Raw genomic sequence first — 19,368 nt, 5'->3', positions numbered from 1 at the left:
TCAGCGTCTCAAGGGGCCGCGAATGGGTCCAGCCACTGCATATCGATCATGTCGGTACCGCTTTCAGAGTGCCCTGCCGGGGGCTCCGGAGGGAAGCCCCCCTACCACCGGGCGTGCCCGCCCACTCCGTTGTGGGCGCCCGGATCGCGGCGAACGGGTGCCCGGGCTGCGCCCGTTCAGGGCACGATGCGCATTTGCGCCATCATCGCCACCGACGAGTGGTCGACGAAGTGGCAGTGGAACGGGTAGACGCCGGTGTACTCGCTGTCGAACGTGGCCAGGATGCGGACCGTGCTGCCCGGGGGGACGCGGACGGTGTCCTTCGGGTAGGTCTCCCACTCCGGCACCCTGACCCCGTCGCGGTCGAGCACCGTGAACTGGATGAGGTGCAGGTGCAGGGAGTGCGGGATCTGGAACTGGGTGTCGGTGTTGGTGATCTCCCACAGCTCGGTGCTGCCGCGCTTCACGGTGAAGTCCACCCGATCGGGGTCGAACTGCTTCCCGTTGATCAGGAAGACGCCGTTGGCCGCGTCGAAGCTGAGCACGACCTTGCGGGTCACTGTCGGCTTCCGGTCGGCGGGCGCGGGGACGAGGGTGGCGGGCACGTAGCTGGTGTCCGCGTTGAACAAGCCGGGACCGTCGGCCACGTCGAAGCGCAGCAACTGCTTGGCGGTGTCCACCTCGCCGTCGGCGTTCTCGAGCATGATCTGCGTACCGGCCTTGAACGGGGCGAAGTCCACCACGACCTCGGCGCGCTCGGCGGGCCAGAGCACGACCTCGGTGCGGCTGACCGGCCTGGGCAGGAACCCGCCGTCGCTGGCGACCTGGAGGAACGACGCGCCGTTGCCCAGGGTGAAGCGCATCGAGCGCTCGTTGGAGCAGTTGAGCAGGCGCAGCCGGTAGCGGCGGCGCTGCACGGTGAGCTGCGGCTGGGCGACGCCGTTGACCAGGACCGTGGAGCGGTTGGGCTGGCCGAACAGCTCCCAGGTCATCGTGCCGTCGGCGCCCAGGTTCACGTCGCGGAACATCAGCGGGACGTCGTGCTTGCCCGAGGGCAGGCGGAACCGCGACACCGCGTCCTCGACGATGTAGAGCCCGGACAGGCCGCGGTAGACCTGCTCGGCCTCCATGTGGTGGGCGTGGTCGTGGTACCAGAGCGTCGCCGCGGGCTGCCGGTTCGGGTACAGGTAGGTCCGCGACGCGCCGGGCTTGATCACGTCGAGCGGGTGGCCGTCGCTGGACTGCGGGGTGTTGCCGCCGTGCAGGTGCACCGCGGTGTCGGCGGCGAGCCGGTTGTGCACGTTGACCTGCACCAGGCGGTTGCGCTTGGCCACGATCATCGGGCCGGGGAAGGAGCCGTTGTAGGACAGGATGGGCGTGCGCACACCGGGCACGATCTCCGCGGTGGACTTGTCCACGGTCAGGTCGTAGACGTCGCGGTCGAGCCGCAGCCGCGAGGGGCGCATCGGGGTGGGGACGGGCAGCGGGCGGCTGAACGCCGCCGCCGACCAGGACGGGCCGAAGACGGTCGCGGCGACCTCCTCCAGGGGCAGGGCGACCACGGCGCCGGTCACCGCGCCGAGCTTGATCACGTCTCTACGCTTGAGCATGGGTCAGGGTCCTTGGTCTTCCGGCCCGGTCATCCGGTGCGGGGTGGTCGGCGCGGGGGGTGCGCCACGGGGGGCCGAGGACGGCGGTGGCCAGGACGGCGCCCACGAACGTGGTGCGCAGCACCTGCACGGCCGACTCCAGCGAGTCGAGCGCGGTCACCGCGCTGCCCAGGGCGGCCCCGGCGACCGCGGCGGTCACCAGGGCCGCGGCCAGCGCGGCGAGGGCGGCGAAGACCAGCCTCGGGGTCATCCCGGTGGCGAGCCGCCGCCCGGTGAACAGCCGCCGGGTGAGCGCGGCGGCGCAGGCGATCCCGGCGGCGGCGGGCAGGACCGCCAGCGCCACCAGGCCCACCTGGTTGGCCAGCGCGTCGCCGACCACGTCCGGTGGGGGGACGTACTGGCCCGGCACCGGGCCGTGGTGCGACACCGAACCGGCGAGCGCGTGCGCCTTCGCCGACCCGGAGACCAGGGGCCGCGCGTGCCCGTGCAGTTCCCAGGCCGCCAGCGCGGCCACCAGGCCCGCGCCGAGCAGCACGGGTGTCTCCCGCACCCGACCCAGGGCGTTGCCCCCGCCGCTCACGCCGTCATCCCCACCGGGACACCGGCCGCGCCGGTGGGGCGCAGCCGCAGGGTGAGCAGGTCGCGCACCCGCGACGGGATGGCCGGGGCGAACCGGCGCAGGTAGCTGTCCAGGTGGTTTTCGTCGTCGACGACGAACAGCAGGTCGAACACGAGCATCTGCCGGATCGCCAGCAGCGGGACCGGCGACACCAGCGGCCGGAAGTCGTCGTTCCACAGCCCCGGTTCGGCGCACACCGGGTGGAACTGGCCGATCATCAGGCCCTCGGCGACGAACCCGTCCTTGGCCGCCCGCTGCACCGCGTCCAGCTCGGTGGAGTCGGTGTGGTCCAGGTGCGGCAGCGCCACCAGGATCGTCAGAAGCTCGCGGTCGGCGTCGGACAGGTCGGCGGCGAAGCGCTCGTACCAGGACCGCAGGGCGGCCACGGTCGCGCCCAGGTCGCCGGTGCGCGTCACCGCCAGGTGGTAGAGCCCCTTGCGCAGCGACGACTGGGTGTACGGGCACACCGGGCCGGTGCGCCCCAGTTCGGGGTGCGGGGAGACCAGGAACTCCTCGCTCCAGTCCAGGACCGTGCGCAGCACGGCCGCGTGCTCGGCGGGCACCTGCCCGCGGGCGACCTCCTCGGCGGAGAAGATCAGCACGTGCTGGTCGCCGTTCACGCCCCGGACCTCCGCGCCGGGCGCCACATCGGGCGCAGCACCGGGCCGTCGGGCAGCCGGATCTCCGCGCCCAGCGGCGCGAACCCGTTGCGCAGGCTCACCGCGTACCCGCCGGGGGAGCTGGCCTCGACGTAGGTGGGCACGCCCTCGGCGTCGGCGCGGTCGACCAGCAGGCCCAGCATCTCGGTCATCCACCCGCCCTGCTGCTCGCCGGGGCGCACCGCGCCGAAGGAGGCGTAGTACTGCGGTTCCTCCGACGGGTGGTGCGCGGCCTGCATCGCCAGGATGGTGAACAGCGCCGCGGTGCCGGAGCCGACGGCCTCGGCGAGCCTGCGCTGCACGTCCTCGTCGCGCTCCTGCGCCTCCTCCCACCCGGCGGGGGACAGGTAGAGCAGTACCGCGGCGAAGTCCCCGCCGACCCCACCGACCAGGACCCCGCCGTGCGCCAGCGACAGGTCGACGAAGACGCGGAAGAACGCGGGCAGCGCCGCCGCCCGTTCGGCCGGGTCGGGCAGGATCCACGCGGTCAGCGGGTCGTCCTGGAACGCCTCGGCCAGCAGTCCGCACAACCGGTCGGTGTCCTCCGGCCCGGCGGGCCGGATCGTCCGCGCCGCGGTCGCGGGCTCGGTCTGGGTCATGGGGGGATCTCCCTCCGCCTCGTCTGGGGTGCGCGCGGTCATGGGGCCGGGGCCGCGAGCGCGCGGACCCGGTCGTGCAACCGGTCGAGGTGGTCCTCGGCCTCGGGTTTGATCAGCACGCTGCGCGCGATCCTGGCGGGCTCGCCGGGGCGCGCGGCGATGTCGGGGTGGCGGGCGCGCAGGTCGGCGCCGTCGACCCGGAGCACGCTGAGGTACACCGGGTCGTCGTCGGCCATGCCGTCGCGCAGCAGCCGGTCCGCCGCCGCGTCCACAGTGGTCGCGTCGGCGGGGGTGGGCTCCGGGAAGAAGGTGACGATGTCCAGCTCGGGCCGCTGGTACAGGCGCAGCTCGGTGCTCGCCTCGATCCGGGCGGCCCAGCCGGTGGCCGCGCGCCTGCACGCGGCCAGGATCTCGCCGAAACCGCCGCGGTCCAGCGGGAGCAGCCGCGTGGTCAGCCACAGCGCCGCCGCGGCGGCACCGGCCCGGGAGCACTCCAGGCTGATCTCGCCCAGGTGCAGGTCGCTGTCGGTGAAGTAGGTGTAGGGCGAGTCGTGCGCGAAGTGCCTGCCGATGCCGGGGTCGGCGAAGAGCACCGCGCCGCAGCCGTAGGGTTGCAGGCCGTGCTTGTGCGGGTCGACCACCACCGAATCCACACCGGCGATGGCCCGGAACGGCCTGCCGTCGATTTCGCCGGAATTCTTGAGCAGCGCGTAGAAACCGCCGTAGGCGGCGTCCACGTGCACCCGCACGCCGTGCTCCCGGGCGATGGGCAGGACCTCGTGCACCGGGTCGACCGCGCCGAGACCGGTCGTCCCGGTGGTGAGCACGATCGTCCCGATCTCCCCGCCCGCCAGCGCCGTCCGGGCGGCCTCGACGTCGAGGCGGCCGAGGTCGTCCACCGGCAGCCGGTGGCCCTCGACGCCCAGCACGTGGCACATCCGCTGGTGGGTGTAGTGGCACTCGCCGCTGTAGGCGATCCCCTTGCCCGGGTGCGCCTGGCGGGCGACGTAGAGCGCCTCCAGGTTGGCGATGGTGCCGCTGGTGGTCAGGTGCCCCACGTGCCGCGGCAGCCCGAACATCGCCGCGAGGTCGGCCACGACCTCCTTCTCCATCGCGGTGGTGGCCGGTCCGCCCTCGGCGGCGTGGTTGTTCGGGTTGTGCAGCATCGCGGTCACGTAGCCCACGACCGCCGCCGGGTGCGGCGGCTTGACCATCTGGCCCGCGTAGCGCGGGTGGAAGAACGGGTAGTTGTCGGTCATCCTGGCGGCGAACACCTCGAACGCCTCGGCGAAGGCGGACTCGTCGACCCGGTTCGCGGGGTGCTCGGTGAACGGGCCGAACCGCTCGCCCCACGCGGCCACCACCTCGACCGCCCGCGGCAGCCAGTGGCGCAGGTCCACGCCGCTGCTCAGGGCGGGCCGCAGGTCGGTCGCGGTCACCGCGGGCCGGTGCCGGTGCTCCGGGCGCCCACCACCGGGGCCGCCACGCCGGTGGTCGCGGTGTACGCGGTGAGGTCGACCTTCCTGGTCTGCTTGAGGAAGCGCCACGAGTAGGTGGGGAACACCGACGGGTTCGTCTCGTGCTCGCCGAGGTACCAGCTCTGGCAGCCGCCCGGCGCCCACACGGTGCCGTCGAAGCGCTCCTGGAGCTTGGTGTTGTAGGCGGTCTGGGCCTCGGGCTTGACCTCCAGGGTGGCCAGGCCGCGCTCGTCCATCGCCTTGAGCGCGTCGAGGGTGTGGTTGATGCCGCCCTCGATGGTCAGGGTGACCGAGGAGTGCGCCAGCACGGTGTTCGGGCCCAGGATCAGGAACAGGTTCGGGAAGCCCGCCACGGTGGAGCCGACGTAGGCGGTCATGCCCTCCTTCGCCCACGTCTGGGCCAGGGAGACCCCGCCGCGACCGCGGATGCGGTGGGCGATCGGGCGGTCGGTTGCGGAGAACCCGGTGGCGGCGACGATCACGTCGACCTCGCGGCGGGTGCCGTCGGCGGTGACCACGGTGTTGCCCTCGACCCGGGTGATGCCGTCGGTGACCAGCTCGACGTTGTCCTTCTCCAGCGCCGGGTACCAGTCGTTGGAGAACAGCATCCGCTTGCAGCCCACGGTGAAGTCCGGGGTGAGCCGGGCGCGCAGGGCCTCGTCGGTGATGTTCTTCTTGAGGTTCTTCTCCGCCATGCCCTGCAGGGTCTTGGTGGCGGCCTTCGGGCGGGCCAACCAGAACGCGACGATCTCGCGCCCCCACTTGTTGAAGCCCCGGCGGAACTTCTGGTAGCCGGGCACGCCGCGGCGCAGTGCGAGCTGGAGCTTGCCGATCACCTTGTCGTTCTTCGGCAGCACCCAGCCGGGCGTGCGCTGGTGCACGTAGAGCTGCCCCACCTCGGGCTGGATCGCCGGGACGATCTGGATGGCCGAGGACCCGGTGCCGACCACGGCGACCCGCTTGCCCCTGAGGTCGACGTCGTGGTTCCAGTTCGAGGAGTGGAACAGCTCGCCGGTGAACGAGTCCAGGCCGTCGATGTCGGGCAGCTTCGCGTCGCTGAGGTAGCCCGCGCCCGCCACCAGGACCTGCGCGGTGAAGGCGCGGCCCCCGGCCCGCACGTGCCAGCGGCCCTCGCGCTCGTCCCACTCCGCGCCGGTGACCTCGTGGTCGAACAGGATGTGCTCGCGCACCCCGTACTTCGCGGTGCAGTCCTTGAGGTAGGCCAGCAGCTCGTCGCGGGTGGCGAAGGTCGTCTTCCACTCGGTGTTCGGCGCGAAGGAGAACGAGTAGAGCAGCGACATGATGTCCCCGGCGCAACCCGGGTAGGAGTTGTCCCGCCAGGTGCCGCCGACCTCGCCCGCGCGCTCGAAGACGACGAAGTCGTCGATCCCCTGCTGCTTGAGGCGGATCGCCGTGCCCAGGCCGGAGAAGCCGGTGCCGATGACCGCGACCCGGAAGTGCGGGGTCGGCGCGCCCCGGTCGTCCACGGGCGGTTCGACGCGCCCGGGATTGATGGTGCTCGTCATGAGAGATCTCCACTCATCCTCGGCTCCACGGCGAAGCCGCCCATGCGCAGAGCCAACCCCGGCGAACGCAACAGCCCCGCAACACGCACCGGGTTGCGCGGCTGTTGCGCCGCCCTGGGTTGTATTCGTCCCAAGCACCGACAGCCGCAACGGAAGTCGGTCGGTCGGATCCAAACCCGAGGAGCGAAGTCATGAGCGCAGAACTGCCCACCGTCGAGGAGCTCGCCACCCAGTTGCAGGCCGTGTCCGGCGCGGACGAGGTGGACGTGGACGCCGCCCTGCTCCAGCTCTCCGACGTCGACTCGCTGGACCTGATGGAGTGGCTCTACGGGTTCCAGAACCAGTACCCGCACATCCCCGCCGACGAGTCCCTGTTCAAGGACATCGACGACAGCACCACGCTGCGCACCGTGCACCAGCGCCTGCTGGACCTCGTCCCGGCCGCGGGCTGAGCGCACGGCCATGAGTGGATTCGAGATCGCCGGCTGGGGCATCAGCGTCCCGGACCAGGTGCTCACCAGCACCGAGCTGGGCGACCGGCTCGGTGTCGGTGAGGACTGGATCGTCAGCCGCTGCGGGATCAACGAGCGGCGGATCGTCGAGGACGGCCAGACCACGGCCTCCCTGGCCATCGAGGCCGGTCGGCGGGCGCTGGACAAGGCCGGTCTGACCGGCGCCGACATCGCCCACCTGATCGTCGCCACCGCCACGCCGGAGCAGCTGTCCCCGGCGACCTCGGCCTTCGTCCACACCGCGCTGGGGATCGCCGGGAGCGCCCACGACGTCAACTCCGAGTGCTCCGGCTTCGTGTACTCGCTGGTCACCGCTGCCGGGCTGATGATGATGGACCCCAGGCCCATCCTGATCGTCGGGTCGGACACCCACTCGCTCACGGTGGACCCGGAGGACCGGGACCTGAGCATCCTGGTGGGCGACGGCGCCGGGGCGGTGGTGCTCACCCCGAGCCCGGACACCTGGATCCGGGCCTGGAACCTGGGCGCCGACGGCTCCAAGCACGACAGCCTCAAGGTGGTGGCGGGCGGCAGCCGGATGCCCACCACCGCGGAGACGGTCGCGCAGGGCCTGCACTACGCGAAGATCAACGGCAACGAGATCTACCTGAACGCCGTGCGGTTCACCGTGCGGACGGTCAAGCAGACCCTGGAGCAGGCGAAGGTGACCGTCGACGACGTCGACCACATCATCCCGCACCAGGCCAACATCCGGATCATCAACTCGATCCTCAGCCACACCGGGCTCGACCCGGCGAAGCTGGTCACCAACCTGGACCGCTACGGCAACACCGCGTCCGCGTCGATCCCGATCGCGCTGGCCGAGGCGTTGGACGGCGGGCGCATCAACAACGGCGACCTGGTTCTGCTGGCCGGTTTCGGCGCGGGCATGACGTGGGGATCGGTACTGCTGGAATGGGGAGGGGTGTCCACATGAGTGGAAAGGTCGGCACGCGGCCGGAGCAGCCGGTCGTGCTGGTCACCGGCGGGTCCGGCGGTCTCGGGCAGGCGCTGAGCGTCGAGCTGGACGCGCTGGGCTGCCGGGTGGTCGTGCACTACGCCAGCTCCCGGGAGAAGGCGCAGGCCGTCGCGGACAAGCTGGAGAACGACTCGCTGGTCGTCGGCGGCGACGTCGCCGACTGGGAGCAGGTCCAGGCGATGTTCGCGGAGATCAACGAGAGGTTCGGCGGCGTTGACGTCCTGGTCAACAACGGCGCGATCCGCTCGGACGCGCTGATGGCGATGCAGGACCCGGCCGACTGGCGGAAGGTCATCGAGACCAACCTCATCGGCAGCTTCCACACCTCGCGGGCGGCGATCGGCCACATGCTCCGCAAGCGCTGGGGCCGCATCGTCAACGTGGTGTCCCCGTCGGGCATCATCGCCACCTCGGGGCAGACCGCCTACGGCGCGTCGAAGACCGGCCTGATCGGGCTGACCCGCACCCTGGCGGCCGAGGTCGGCCGCCGCGGGGTCACGGTGAACGCCCTGTCCCCCGGCTTCATGATCACCGAGATGACCAAGACGCTGTCCGACGGGGTGCAGGACGCGATCAAGGGCAAGTCCCCGATCCCGCGCTTCGGCACCACCGAGGAGGTCGCATCGGCGATCCGGCTGTTCCTGGACGCGGACTACATGACCGGGCAGGTCATCAGCATCGACGGCGGCATCAGCGTCACCTGAGCCGCGCGCACGTCCCCGACCGGGGTGGTCCGCCGACGCGGACCACCCCGGTTTCATTTGTGCGACCAGCCGGTCGCGTGGTGTTCGGCAATTCGTTACGCCATTGCTGTCAATTAGGCCGATCGGCGTACCCGGTGCGACGGTGAATATCTGTTGGGGTGCGGTTGGGGTGCTTTTGTCTCATCGCGGATGTGTGGTCTGACCTGTGGTTTGTTCTCGGATGCAAAGCCTGGCACGACAATGGGGTGTACCGGCCCGTCCTGTTTGACTGTTTCGAGTGGAGGCAGCTAGGATTCGTACCCAATACCGACGCGCATTCACCCGGTGGACCGGGGACAGCCATCGAGGGAAACGCAGGCGGTATTGTCCGGACCAGGGGTGGCGGGAGGGGCGATGCGGTCGACTGCGCGACCGGCCCGCCCCGACGCGCTCGGGCCCCCGGTCGACCGCCGTCCGCCAGCACCCCTGGCCCGACTCCGCGACCACCGGGAACACCGGTCCACGCGCGAGGAGACCCGCATGTCCGTGACCCGCCGTCCCCCCGTACCCCCACCCGCCGACCCCGCCACCCACCGCGCCCACGAACTCGCCGCCTCGCTGCGCAGGCTGGTCGCCCAGCCGTGGCCGCGCGAGGACGGCGCGAACGGCCCCGGCCTGCTCACCGCCCTGGTCGTCGAGTTCGGCGCGGGTGACCCCGGGGTCGCCGTCCGGGTGAACGACATCGCCCTGCGCTTCGGCGGTCAGGACCTGGCCGTGCCGCGGGTCGGGGACAAGCGCGTGCTCAGCGCGCTGTTCCCCAGCGTGTGCGACGCGACCAGGGCGGCGCTGGAGATCGCCAGCATGGTCGTGGTCGCCTCGTCGACGGTCCCCGCGGCCGCCGCGCCGACGTCCGCCGTGCCGATGGCGGCGGTGCGGATCGTGCTGTGCACCGCCGCCGACGCCGGGGACGCCGCCCCCGGGACCGCGGCGCTGCGGCACGCGGGTGCCCTGCTGCCCCGGGCCGCCGCCGGGCAGATCCTCACCACCGCCCCCACCGCGATGGTCGCCGGGCCCACCCTGCCCGCCGGGATCGACCTGCTCGCCCGCGACCTGTGGACCCCGGTCGAGGGCGGCCCGGCCGAGCGGGTGTACGAGATGCGCGTGGGAACCCAGGCGGGCGACGGGCTCGGAACGTCCAACCTGGACTGGGCCCGCCGCGCCGTGCACGCCGGGGTCACCCCACCCGGGGTCGACGGGGTGATGTCGGCGTGGACCCCGGTGCGCGCAGGCGCGGCCCGCCTGGTCCTCGTCTCCGGCGGCGACGGGGCGTCCAGGATCGCGGTCGCCGCCGAGTCGGCACTGCGCCTGCACGCGGCGGGGGCGCTGGTGCTGCACGGGCGCTGGAGTTCCGGTTCGAGCTGGGGCGCCTTCCGCGAGGCCCTGGGCACCTACGCCGACGGGGTCGAGACCCGCCGCCTCGCCGCCGACCTCGAAGGCTGGGCGGACGAGATCTACCGGGTCCTCCCCGAGGTCGGGGCCCGCGTCGGCGGCCGCACCATGACCCGCACCACGGGCGACCCCGACCGCTCCGGCGTCGTCGAGGCCCTCTGCGCCTGGATCGGCGCCCTCACCAGGAGAACCCCCACGGTCCTGGTCCTGGCCGACGCCCACCGCGCGGACCCGGCGTCGGTGGCGCTGCTGTCGCAACTCTGGCACGCGCTGCGCGGCCAACCGCTGATGATCGTGGCGACCACGGAGGGAACCCGGCACCCGGTGACGGACCGGGTGGTGGACGTGGTGACCCACCCGGACCCGGCGGCACTGGTGCGCGTGCAACTGGCGTGATCGGGCTGCCCGGGTGTGTCGTGGCCGGTGGAGTTCGAGCAGGCAGCGGTGGTGCGGGGGCCACGTTCCGGATCCGGCCGCCGGAGGTGCGGTGCGCCGGTATCGTGCGACCGTGGCCTGTTCCGGGGTGGAGCACGTCTGGCCGAGGAGATCGACATCCTGCCGCTTGTGGACTTGGCTCGCCCCATCCGCGCGGAGGTTGGGAAGTAGCGGCGCGATCGGATCCGGTTTCGGGGTACCGTTCGAGGGCCGCGAGTTGGGCGGTTGGCGGTGCTTGCGCTGGTGGGTGTGATCGACCACGGGGAGGTCGGGGTGCTTCCGAAGGTCACGGTGCTGCGGGTTGTGTTGGTCTCCGTTTTTGTCGGTGCTTCCGTGGCGGGGTGTGGTTCGGCGGTCACCGGTGAACGGTGTCCCGCGGCGGAAAGCGCTCGGGTGGAGGCTTTGCGGACCGAGTCGGTGCTGGCGGAGGTTTTCCCCGCCGTGGTCGACCGCAGGGAGGAGGTCACCCTGCCCTGCGACGACTCCGGCGGGATCGGCCACGTCGGGTGGAACGGGTACGTGCCGACAGCGGACCGCGACCGCGTCGCCGCCTTCTACCGCGAACGGGTCCCGGCCTCCGGCTGGACGCCCCGACTCGAGGTGGACGACCCCGGTTCCTCCGAGATCCACACGACACGCCACTGCTACACCGCCGACCGGCACCCCGGCGTCGCCCTGCGCGTGGACCTCTGGGGCAACCCCCGCGAACCCACGACCCTGGTCAGCCTCGACCTCGAGTTCAGCTCGACCGGCCTGGACTGCCCGGGGGAGTAGACGGGTTCGGCTCGACCGGTTGCGCACACCGGACCAGTGCGCGGGAGGAGACGGGTGACCGTGTCCGGGTTCGGTGCGAAACACCGGGGTGTTCTCCAGCGAGGAGTGGGTATGGGTCAGGTGTGGAAGGTGCTCTGGGTGGCACTCGTGGCTGTCGTGGGTTTCGTCGTCCCCGCGTTGACCCTGAAGTTCTTCGGGGTCGCTTGGGCGGCTGCCGTGTCGGCGACGATCTGCGCCGCCTTCTACGTTCGGTCCCTCGTCGACAAGAAGAGGGAGTCGAAGTGATCCGGGCGACCCGGCGCGGTCGGTGAGGGGGAGTCGTGGAGCGATCGGAGCACCCCGACGATGTGTGGTCGTGGGTGGGACCCCGTGTTGTCGTTGCTCTTGTGGTCATCTGCGGCATGGTCTACGCCGGGTTCCAGGTCCGGGTCTTCGTGGGGTGTGCCCTCGCGGTCATCGCGGTGTGCTGGGTCGGGTTCTGCTTCCGGGTCTCCCGGCGGTGGCGGGAACTGGGCGGGCATTCCCGGTGGTACGTTTTCTGCGAGCGGTTCGGTCGCCCCTTCCACTCGGCCTGAACGGTGAACCGCTGTGCGAGGAAAGCGTTCTGGGGCAAGGACAAACACTGGGGGGACCACCCGTGACCGGTCAGTCCTATTCCGTGACGTCGAAGTGGCGGTGGCTCGTCCTCGTGATCGCCCTGCTGTTCTTCCTGCTCGCCGTCGCCCAGGTGGTGGCGGGGCCGGTGGGGGTGGCGGACGTCGTGCTGGCCGTGCTGTTCGCGCTCGTGGGAGCGGGTGCGGGGTGGGCGGCCGTGCGGTCGGGGGTCGAGGTGGGGCCGGACGGCCTGGTCGAGGTGCCGTTCTTCGGGCGCCGGACCCGGGTCGCCTGGGCCGAGGTGGTCGGCATGGAGGTCGGCGAGGGTGCTTCCGTTCTGCCGTCCCGGGTGCCGGTCATCACCACGGTCTCGTACCGGGAGGACGTGCACCTGTCGGCGCTGTCGTTCTACACCTTCGGCACCGACCGCGTGCCCGCCGGTGTTCGGAGGTTGAAGACCACGGTCGAGGAGAGGGCGACCGGGGTGGGCGACGGGGGCTGAGTGCCGGGGGGCGGGATTCCGATTGACGTGGTGGTGGGGGTTCCGGACGATCGCACCGTGACAGCGGATGGGGCCAGGCGGCGGTTGAACGTCCGGTCGCTGGTGCGGCAGAGGGATCTGCCGTAGTGGCGGGCGGGGATTTGTCCCTGGATGAGGCTTTGCCGCCCGTTTCGGGTGGTGGGTTGTCATGATCTTGCGGGTAGTTCGGTATTCAACCGAGGGGTTCGGTGGTGAATCCGGCGCCCGGGTGTTGGTGATCGAAGGTGCTGGTGTGGTGGGGGCATGAGGAAAGGGCTTTCGGATACGCAGGGGTGAGACCCCTGCTGCTGACACCGGACTACGCGTACCTGCGCACCCCGAGGCTCGCCAGGGTCCAGCTCGCCTCCGTGCGCAACGCCTCCGCGCACCGGCGGTCGCCGATCTGGTTGCGGTTCTCCAACGCCTGCGCCAACGCGTGCTGCGCCACCGCCATCCACGGCCGCGCCCGGCGGGCCGAGAGCTGTGACAGCGCCGAGGACAGGTGGCGCTCGGCCTCGTCCCACTCGCCGACGACCACGGCCAGCCTGCCCAGGTGGAACGACGAGGTGCCGACGAAGCTGCGGTAGCCGACGCCGCAGGTCAGGTCGGTGTGCGGGGTGAGCAGGGCGCGGACGGCCTCCGCCGTGTTGGGGTCGCCCAGTTCCACCGCGCACAGCGCCAGGACGCCGACCACGTGCGGCCACTCGTCCCCGGTGGGGAGGGCTTCGGCGCCGATGGCGAGGGCGCGGACGGTGAGGTGGGCGGCTCCCCGGTCGCCGCGCAGGATGGCGGTGAGGGCGCGTTCGGCGCTGCCGGGTGTGGTGGTGGCCTCGTCGACCCGGCCGCCGTTGACCAGCCAGCGGGCGATGAGCATCTGGCGCTGGGCCAGGCCGCCGGGGGCGAGTTGGCGGGCGGTGGCCGCCGCGTCGGTGAGCCTGCCCTGGGTGACCGCGAGGGCGACCGCGTGTTCGGCGAGCAGGTCCTCGCCGTCGTCGTCGCTGTCGGCGACCGCCGCGGCCAGGGCGGCCAGGGCGGTGTCGCGCCCGGTGAGGTCGCCGGTGAGGTCGGCGGTGGCGGCGCGGTGGTGCGCGGCGACGACCCTGGCCCCGGTGTCGCCCACCGCCTCGGCGACGGTGAGCGCCTCGGCGGCCAGGGTGGCCCGCCAGGCCAGGTGGTCTGGACCTTCCAGCAGGCGCAGCTCCCCCGTCATCGCGTGCAGTGCCCTGGTGGCCGCCGGGTCGGCGGTGACCCGGGTCAGTTCGCACTGGCGGGCCAGGAGCCTGCCCACCGTGACGTCGTCGACGGTGCCGCCGACGCTGGGGCCCTCGCCGCGGGACAGGGTGCGCAGCAGCAGGTCGATCAGGGCGGCGGCCTCGGGGCGCAGCCGGGGGCGGGTGCGCACCGCGTCGGCCAGGCCCAGGGCGGCCTGCGCGGCGATGGTGAGCCGGTGCCAGTGCAGGGCCTGGATGAAGCCGTCGAGCAGGGTCTGGTCGCAGTCGCGGTGGCCCGCGGCCAACTGGGCCAGGCCCAGGCGGGTCAGGGCGTCGGCGTGCAGTTCGTTGTCGGCGGCCGGGACGTGCGCGAGGGCCTGCTCGAACAGGCGCACCGCCTCGTTCGGCGAACCCTGGCGGCTGGCCCAGGCCGCGGCGTGCCAGCTCGCCTGGACGGTGCGGGTGTCGCCGTCGGCCTCGGCGCTGGCGGCGCGGTGGTGGGCCAGGGCGCGGCTCTGCAACCCGAGATCGCCGGTGCGCCTGCGCTCGATGGCGTCGGCGAAGCGGGCGTGCAGCCACCGCCGCCGGGTCTCGCTGAGCTGCTCGTAGACCGCGCGGCGCACCACGTCGTGCTGGTAGCGGTACTTGGTGACCGGGCGGGAGCCGTAGCCGGTGGCGATCACCTCGGCCACCAGTCCCAGCTCCACCAGCACGTCCAGGGCGTCCATCGCCTCGTCCTGGTCGTGCCCGGCGGCGTCGGCGGCCAGGTCCAGCTCGAAGGCGAAGCCCGCCACGGCCGCGGCGCGCAGGAACCGGCGCGGGCCGGGTTCCAGCGCGGCCAGGCACGCCTCGGCGTAGTCGTGCACGCCCGAGGGCAGCCGCCGCCCGGGTTCGGCGGGGCCCTCCTGGTACCAGCGCAGCAGTTCCACGGTCAGGTAGGCGTTGCCCGCGGTGTCGGCGATCAGCCGGTACGGCGGCGGCACGTCGGCGCCCGCCGCGGCGGGGACCAGCTTGCGCGACAGCGCCCGCACGTCGGACTCGTCCAGGCCCGCCAGCGGGACCCGGCGCAGCTTGCCGTACCGGTCGGCCTCCTGCGCGAACTCGGCGAACGCCGCGCCGACCCGCGCGTCGGCCCGGCCCGCGGCCCGGCTGCCCGCGGTGGCCAGCAGCAGCACCGAGGCGTTCGCGGCCTCCCCCGCGCCCCGGTTGAGCGCCACCCGGCGCAGCACCGCGAAGGTGCCCTCGTCGGCCAGGTCCAGGTCGTCGACCACCAGGCACAGCGACTCCTGGCCGAGCGCGCCCAGCAGGTCGGCCAGCGCGCTGACCGCCTCACCGCGCCTGCCGCCGAACCCCGGGTCGGCGGCCAGCGCGGCCAGCGTCTCGCGCGGGCCGGACGGCAGCACCGGCAGCGAGTCCGGCGGGGTGGCCGCGACGTACTCGGCCAGCGCCTGGGTGATCGGCTGGAACGGGGTGGCGGCCCCGGGCTGGCAGCGGCCGTAGACGACCAGCCCGCCGTCGCGGCCGATCCGCCCGGCGGCCTCGGTGGCCAGCCGGGTCTTGCCGACCCCGGGTTCGCCGGTGACCAGGGCCAGGTGGCAGTCGCCGTCCTCGGCGCGCGACCAGGACTCGGCCAGCGCGGCCAGTTCCCCGCGCCTGCCGCTGAACGGCACGGCCGCGCCGGGGGCCGAGCGGGCCCGGTCGCGGCCGACGCGCACGCCGAGCAGCTCGACGTAGGCCGACTGGGTCTCCGGGGACGGGTCGATGCCCAGTTCGTCGGCCAGCACCCGGCGCAGCCGCTGGTAGGCGCGCAGCGCCTCGGCGCGGTCGCCGCCGGTGCTGTGCGCGGTCATCAGGCAGCGGTGCGCGCCCTCGCTCAGCGGGGAGCGGCGGACGGCCTCCTCGGCCAGCCGCACCGCCTCCCGGTCGTCGCGCTCGGCCGCGGCGGCGGTGCTGGCCGCCTGCAGCGCGGTTTGCAGCAGACCGTCCACGTGGTCGCGGACGCCCTGCACCCACTCGCCCTCGTGGTGCGGCAGGAACGGCTCGCGCAGGTACTCCAGCGCGGACTGGGCCAGCCTGCGCGCCTCGGCGTGCGCGCCGTCGCCGAGGGCGCGGATCGCCTCGCCGACCGCCCGCTCGGCGAGTTCGACGTCGACCTCGGCGGTGTCGGGGAGCTTGAGCACGTAGCGGCGGCCCTGGGCGACGAGCGGCGGTTCGCCGGTCTCGGTGGGCCCGACGGTGCCCGCCATGAACGCGCGCACCCGGCTCATCAGGCTGCGCAGCGCCGAGGCCCAGGTGTCGGGCAGCCCCTCCGGCCACACGGTGTCGGCGAGCTGGTCGCGCTCGGTGCCGCCCGCCCGCTCCATGATCAGCCGGGCGAAGGCGACCTGCGCCTGCGCGCTGGACATGTGCCTGGGCTGCCCGTCGCCGCCGGTGACCGACACCAGTCCGATGAGCCTGATCAGCATGACCGCACTCCTCGGTGGTCTCGCCACTCCACGTTTCCGCTTCGAATTCCGCTCCGCCGCCGAAATCGGTTCCGGATTCGCGGGGGAACCATACAACCGGGCGGGATTGGCGTGTCAAGTGCCGCCGCTGATGTCGTGTCGACTCTGGAACATCGGCTGGGCGAACACCTCGTTAATGGTCCGCCACAATGGCGGAACGGAGTACCGCGTTGCGCCGAACAGTCGAACCGGTGAGACGCGGTTCCTTTTCGCGATCGTCCCTCGCCCTGGGACCGCTGCCTCGCACGGGTCCGTCGTGGACGGTGCGCACCCGGTGTGAGCACCCATGTTCCAGCGTCTCACCACGGGGTCGGGCCGCGTGTTGCGGTGCGCTTGCGGTGGACCCGCAAAAATGGCCAAACGAGGAGGCCCGGCGCCCACGGCGGTCGGAATGCACGTCCTCCGGCATTGGTGGTATGGGCGATCGAGGCTCGACCGGGATTGTGCGTCGCACGGGAATCCGGCCGAATCCGATTGTCGGGCTGTCGGGGCCAATACGAATTCGAGGAGACACACGTGAGCACAGTCGCCGCCCGGCCGGGCGAGGCAGCCGCGGGTCGGCACGCGGACCGGTACGCCACCACGGACATGCGGGTGGTCACCGCCGCCGAGATCAGCGACTTCCGCGGCCTGCTGCGCACCGCCATCGAGGCCAGGACCGCGGCCGGGACGCCCAAGGCGTCGCCGGTGCACCCGTTCCTGCTCTCCTCGAACACCTACGAGCAGCTCGTCGGCCAGCTCACCCCGGCCGAGGGGCCGCGCCCGACCGCGGTGCACCTTGGCCAGCAGCTCTGGCTGCGCGGCCTGGTCAAGCCGGGGGAGCGGGTGGCCATCGACCTGGAGGTGCTCGCCGCCCGGCGCGAGTCGCGCGGGGTGCGGTTGGCCATCCGGTGCGTGCTGGTCGGCGGCGACGGGGCCACGCTCTCGGAGCTGCGCACCGCGGTCCTGCTGGTCGGTGCAACCGAGCCCGCGAACTTCGGCGTGATGCCGGTGGCCGTGGCCCGCGACGCCGAGCCGGGCCCGGGGCCGGTCGAGTCGACCGCGGTGACCTGCGTGATCACCCGGGAGACCGTCGACCGGTTCGCGGCCACCACCGGCGAGCGCAACCCGGTGCACAGCGACGACGAGGCCGCGGTCGCCGCCGGGTTCCCCGGCCGGGTGGTCCAGGGGATGTGCCTGGTGGCGCTGATCGTCGAGGACGTCATCGACCGGTTCGCCGGCGGCTTCGCAGAGCGCATATCCGGTGTGGGGGCGCGCTTCACAGCGCCCGTGTTCGCAGAAGAAGCGCTGGAAATCGTCTACAGCACCGACAGCGGACCGGTCGTCGGCTTCGCGTGCCGGTCCGCGCGCGGCGCGGTCGTCAAGGCCGGTTGGGTCCGGATCACGGCCGAAGGAGGCGAGAGCAATGACAACTTCGATCACCACGACAGCGGCACTGCTGCCTGAGCGGCAGAAGCCGGTCCTCCCGCACGACGGGTTGGTCGCGGGGTTCCTGCGCCAGGCCGAGAGCCGCCCGGACGCGGTGGCCCTGGTCTGGCACGACACCCGGATCGACTACGGCGACCTGTACGACCTGGTGTGCGTCGAGCGCGACCGGATCGACGGCCTGGGCCTGGCCCCCGGCGTCCCGGTGGGGCTGCTGGCGGACAAGTCGCCGGAGGCGGTGGCGCTGGCGCTGGCCTGCCTGCTGGCCGGGCGGCCGTTCCTGCTGCCGTCCCCCGCGCTGGCCGACGGCGCGCTGGCCACCCTGTTCGCCCAGGCCGGGTGCGCCAGGGTGCTGGTCCCGCAGGGCCAGCCGCGGCGCGAGCTGCCCGCCCCGGCCGCGCTCGCCGCGGTGGAGCCCGCGCCCGCCGACACCGCGCTGATGCTGACCACCTCCGGTTCGACCGGGCTGCCGAAGGTCGTGCCGCTCTCGGGCGGCGCGGTGGACCGGTTCATCGCCTGGGCCGCGCCGGAGTTCGACATCGGCCCGGACACCGCGGTGCTCAACGTCGCACCGCTGAACTTCGACCTGTGCCTGCTGGACGTGTGGACCACGCTGGCCGCGGGCGGGCGGGTCGTGCTGGTGGACCCGGCGCACGCCGCCAACGGCAGGCACCTGGTGGAGCTGCTGTCCACCCAGGACGTGCGGGTCGTGCAGGCGGTGCCGATGTTCTTCGGCCTCATCCTGCAGACCGTGGCCGACGGCGACACCGCGTTCCCGTCGGTGGAGCACCTGATGTTCACCGGCGACGCGATGCCCGCGCACGTGCTCGCCGAGCTGCCCCGGCTGTTCCCCCGGGCCAGGCTGCGCAACATCTACGGCTGCACCGAGACCAACGACAGCTTCATCGCCGACGTCGCCCCGACCGACAACCCCGTCCCGATCGGGCACCCGCTGCCCGGCGTGCTGGCGCTGCTGGTGGACGATGGCGCGATCGTGGACGGTCCCGGCACGGGCGAGCTGTTCGTGCACACGCCCTTCCAGACGGCGGGGTACCTCGACCGCTCCCGGCACGCCGACAAGTTCGGTGCGCACCCCACCGGCGCCGACGACCTGCGCTGGTTCCGCACCGGCGACCTGGTCCGCCGCACCCCCGGCGGCAGCCTGCTGCTCCTGGGCCGCGCCGACTTCCAGGTGAAGGTGCGCGGCGTCGCCGTCAACACCGCCGAGGTGGAGCGGGCGCTGCTGGCGCACCCGGACGTGCTGGAGGCCGCGGTGCTCGCGGTGCCGGACCCGGTCGCGGGCAGGCTGCTCGCCGCCGCGGTGCACCGGGCGCCCGGCAGCGGCCTCAACAGCCTGACCCTGCGCGCGCACTGCGCTCGGGAACTGCCCCGCAACGCGGTGCCCACCACGCTGCGCATCAGCGACGTCCCCCTGCCGAAGACGGCAACAGGCAAGGTCGACCGAAAGGCGGTCGACACGCTCACCGAGCAGTCCACAGTAGAAGGAAGAATCGCATGACCAACCACATCGACAACTCGGACACGATCAAGTCGTTCATCATCGAGGAGTTCCTGCCGGACGTGGAGCCCGCCGCGCTGGCGGTCGACTACGACCTGCTGGCCAACGGCGTCATCGACAGCCTGGGCCTGCTCAAGCTGATCGCCTGGATCGAGGACCGCTTCAGCGCCCCGATCGCCGACGACGACCTGGACCCGGACAACTTCCGCAGCGTCACCGCCATCGACACCTTCGTCGCCAGGGTGACCGCGACCGCGGTGGCCGGGAGCTGA

Annotated in this window: 18 protein-coding genes; 11 read left to right on the top strand and 7 right to left on the bottom strand. The window is 72.6% G+C overall.

Features of this window, described 5'->3' with window-relative positions:
- Positions 1–176 precede the first annotated feature (176 nt).
- The 6 genes from L6E12_RS05090 to L6E12_RS05065 are packed head-to-tail and all read right to left on the bottom strand — an operon-like array spanning position 177 to position 6,491.
- The gene (locus L6E12_RS05090; RefSeq protein ID WP_236226705.1) at positions 177–1,610 is read right to left on the bottom strand and encodes a multicopper oxidase family protein; all 1,434 of its coding nucleotides are present in this window, start codon (positions 1,608–1,610) and stop codon (positions 177–179) included.
- Positions 1,597–2,190: a hypothetical protein gene (locus L6E12_RS05085; protein WP_236226704.1), complete on the bottom strand. Its 594-nt coding sequence runs from the start codon at positions 2,188–2,190 to the stop codon at positions 1,597–1,599. Before L6E12_RS05085 ends, L6E12_RS05090 begins: the two co-directional genes overlap by 14 nt.
- Complete coding sequence (locus L6E12_RS05080) at positions 2,187–2,849, bottom strand: DUF6875 domain-containing protein (RefSeq protein ID WP_236226703.1); 663 nt, start codon at positions 2,847–2,849, stop codon at positions 2,187–2,189. The genes L6E12_RS05085 and L6E12_RS05080 overlap by 4 nt, the downstream gene beginning before the upstream one ends.
- Positions 2,846–3,487, bottom strand: a complete 642-nt coding sequence (locus L6E12_RS05075) for a hypothetical protein (protein ID WP_236226702.1) — start codon at positions 3,485–3,487, stop codon at positions 2,846–2,848. The genes L6E12_RS05080 and L6E12_RS05075 overlap by 4 nt, the downstream gene beginning before the upstream one ends.
- A gap of 38 nt (positions 3,488–3,525) precedes the next feature.
- Positions 3,526–4,926: an aspartate aminotransferase family protein gene (locus tag L6E12_RS05070; protein WP_374201836.1), complete on the bottom strand. Its 1,401-nt coding sequence runs from the start codon at positions 4,924–4,926 to the stop codon at positions 3,526–3,528.
- Complete coding sequence (locus L6E12_RS05065) at positions 4,923–6,491, bottom strand: NAD(P)/FAD-dependent oxidoreductase (RefSeq protein ID WP_236226701.1); 1,569 nt, start codon at positions 6,489–6,491, stop codon at positions 4,923–4,925. The genes L6E12_RS05070 and L6E12_RS05065 overlap by 4 nt, the downstream gene beginning before the upstream one ends.
- A gap of 191 nt (positions 6,492–6,682) precedes the next feature.
- On the opposite strand from L6E12_RS05065, the gene L6E12_RS05060 reads away from it, so the two are divergent.
- The 8 genes from L6E12_RS05060 (at position 6,683) to L6E12_RS05020 (ending at position 12,419) form a co-directional block, all read left to right on the top strand.
- Positions 6,683–6,943: a hypothetical protein gene (locus L6E12_RS05060; protein WP_035283455.1), complete on the top strand. Its 261-nt coding sequence runs from the start codon at positions 6,683–6,685 to the stop codon at positions 6,941–6,943.
- A 10-nt stretch (positions 6,944–6,953) separates the two neighbouring features.
- Positions 6,954–7,940 carry a 3-oxoacyl-ACP synthase III family protein gene (locus L6E12_RS05055; RefSeq protein WP_236226700.1) on the top strand — a complete coding sequence of 329 codons (987 nt, stop codon included), beginning with the start codon at positions 6,954–6,956 and terminating at the stop codon, positions 7,938–7,940.
- Positions 7,937–8,686, top strand: coding sequence for a 3-oxoacyl-ACP reductase family protein (locus L6E12_RS05050; RefSeq protein WP_236226699.1), 750 nt, complete (start codon positions 7,937–7,939; stop codon positions 8,684–8,686). The genes L6E12_RS05055 and L6E12_RS05050 overlap by 4 nt, the downstream gene beginning before the upstream one ends.
- 519 nt (positions 8,687–9,205) lie before the next feature.
- Positions 9,206–10,510, top strand: a complete 1,305-nt coding sequence (locus tag L6E12_RS35005; RefSeq protein WP_304523854.1) for an ATP-binding protein — start codon at positions 9,206–9,208, stop codon at positions 10,508–10,510.
- Between the two features lie 441 nt (positions 10,511–10,951).
- Positions 10,952–11,323 (top strand): hypothetical protein, encoded by a 372-nt coding sequence (locus L6E12_RS05035; RefSeq protein WP_236226698.1) that lies wholly within the window; start codon positions 10,952–10,954, stop codon positions 11,321–11,323.
- A gap of 54 nt (positions 11,324–11,377) precedes the next feature.
- Positions 11,378–11,608 carry a hypothetical protein gene (locus L6E12_RS05030; RefSeq protein ID WP_236226697.1) on the top strand — a complete coding sequence of 77 codons (231 nt, stop codon included), beginning with the start codon at positions 11,378–11,380 and terminating at the stop codon, positions 11,606–11,608.
- 74 nt (positions 11,609–11,682) lie between these two features.
- The gene (locus tag L6E12_RS05025) at positions 11,683–11,898 is read left to right on the top strand and encodes a hypothetical protein (RefSeq protein ID WP_236226696.1); all 216 of its coding nucleotides are present in this window, start codon (positions 11,683–11,685) and stop codon (positions 11,896–11,898) included.
- Positions 11,899–11,981: 83 nt separating this feature from the next.
- Positions 11,982–12,419 carry a PH domain-containing protein gene (locus L6E12_RS05020; protein WP_236226695.1) on the top strand — a complete coding sequence of 146 codons (438 nt, stop codon included), beginning with the start codon at positions 11,982–11,984 and terminating at the stop codon, positions 12,417–12,419.
- Between the two features lie 337 nt (positions 12,420–12,756).
- On the opposite strand, the gene L6E12_RS05015 is transcribed toward L6E12_RS05020, so the two are convergent.
- Positions 12,757–16,113, bottom strand: a complete 3,357-nt coding sequence (locus L6E12_RS05015; protein WP_236226694.1) for a BTAD domain-containing putative transcriptional regulator — start codon at positions 16,111–16,113, stop codon at positions 12,757–12,759.
- Between the two features lie 555 nt (positions 16,114–16,668).
- On the opposite strand from L6E12_RS05015, the gene L6E12_RS35270 reads away from it, so the two are divergent.
- Genes L6E12_RS35270 through L6E12_RS05000 form a run of 3 tightly spaced genes read left to right on the top strand, consistent with a single transcriptional unit; the run spans position 16,669 to position 19,368 of the window.
- On the top strand, positions 16,669–17,598 hold the full coding sequence (locus L6E12_RS35270) for a MaoC/PaaZ C-terminal domain-containing protein (RefSeq protein ID WP_236226693.1): 930 nt from the start codon (positions 16,669–16,671) through the stop codon (positions 17,596–17,598).
- A complete protein-coding gene (locus tag L6E12_RS05005; RefSeq protein WP_236226692.1) occupies positions 17,558–19,096 on the top strand; it encodes an AMP-binding protein in 1,539 nt (512 codons plus the stop codon). The genes L6E12_RS35270 and L6E12_RS05005 overlap by 41 nt, the downstream gene beginning before the upstream one ends.
- Positions 19,093–19,368 (top strand): phosphopantetheine-binding protein, encoded by a 276-nt coding sequence (locus L6E12_RS05000; protein WP_236226691.1) that lies wholly within the window; start codon positions 19,093–19,095, stop codon positions 19,366–19,368. Before L6E12_RS05005 ends, L6E12_RS05000 begins: the two co-directional genes overlap by 4 nt.

The organism is Actinokineospora sp. PR83 (assembly GCF_021056305.1).
Lineage (GTDB): Bacteria > Actinomycetota > Actinomycetes > Mycobacteriales > Pseudonocardiaceae > Actinokineospora > Actinokineospora spheciospongiae.
This window is presented reverse-complemented; position numbering and strand designations above follow the sequence as displayed.

Coding starts and splice junctions, on each gene's coding strand:
- L6E12_RS05000 (WP_236226691.1), top strand. CDS start 19,093: ATGACCAACCACATCGACAACTCGGACACGATCAAGTCGTTCATCATC.
- L6E12_RS05015 (WP_236226694.1), bottom strand. CDS start 16,113: ATGCTGATCAGGCTCATCGGACTGGTGTCGGTCACCGGCGGCGACGGG.
- L6E12_RS05050 (WP_236226699.1), top strand. CDS start 7,937: ATGAGTGGAAAGGTCGGCACGCGGCCGGAGCAGCCGGTCGTGCTGGTC.
- L6E12_RS35005 (WP_304523854.1), top strand. CDS start 9,206: ATGTCCGTGACCCGCCGTCCCCCCGTACCCCCACCCGCCGACCCCGCC.
- L6E12_RS05005 (WP_236226692.1), top strand. CDS start 17,558: ATGACAACTTCGATCACCACGACAGCGGCACTGCTGCCTGAGCGGCAG.
- L6E12_RS05090 (WP_236226705.1), bottom strand. CDS start 1,610: ATGCTCAAGCGTAGAGACGTGATCAAGCTCGGCGCGGTGACCGGCGCC.
- L6E12_RS05055 (WP_236226700.1), top strand. CDS start 6,954: ATGAGTGGATTCGAGATCGCCGGCTGGGGCATCAGCGTCCCGGACCAG.
- L6E12_RS05075 (WP_236226702.1), bottom strand. CDS start 3,487: ATGACCCAGACCGAGCCCGCGACCGCGGCGCGGACGATCCGGCCCGCC.
- L6E12_RS05065 (WP_236226701.1), bottom strand. CDS start 6,491: ATGACGAGCACCATCAATCCCGGGCGCGTCGAACCGCCCGTGGACGAC.
- L6E12_RS05060 (WP_035283455.1), top strand. CDS start 6,683: ATGAGCGCAGAACTGCCCACCGTCGAGGAGCTCGCCACCCAGTTGCAG.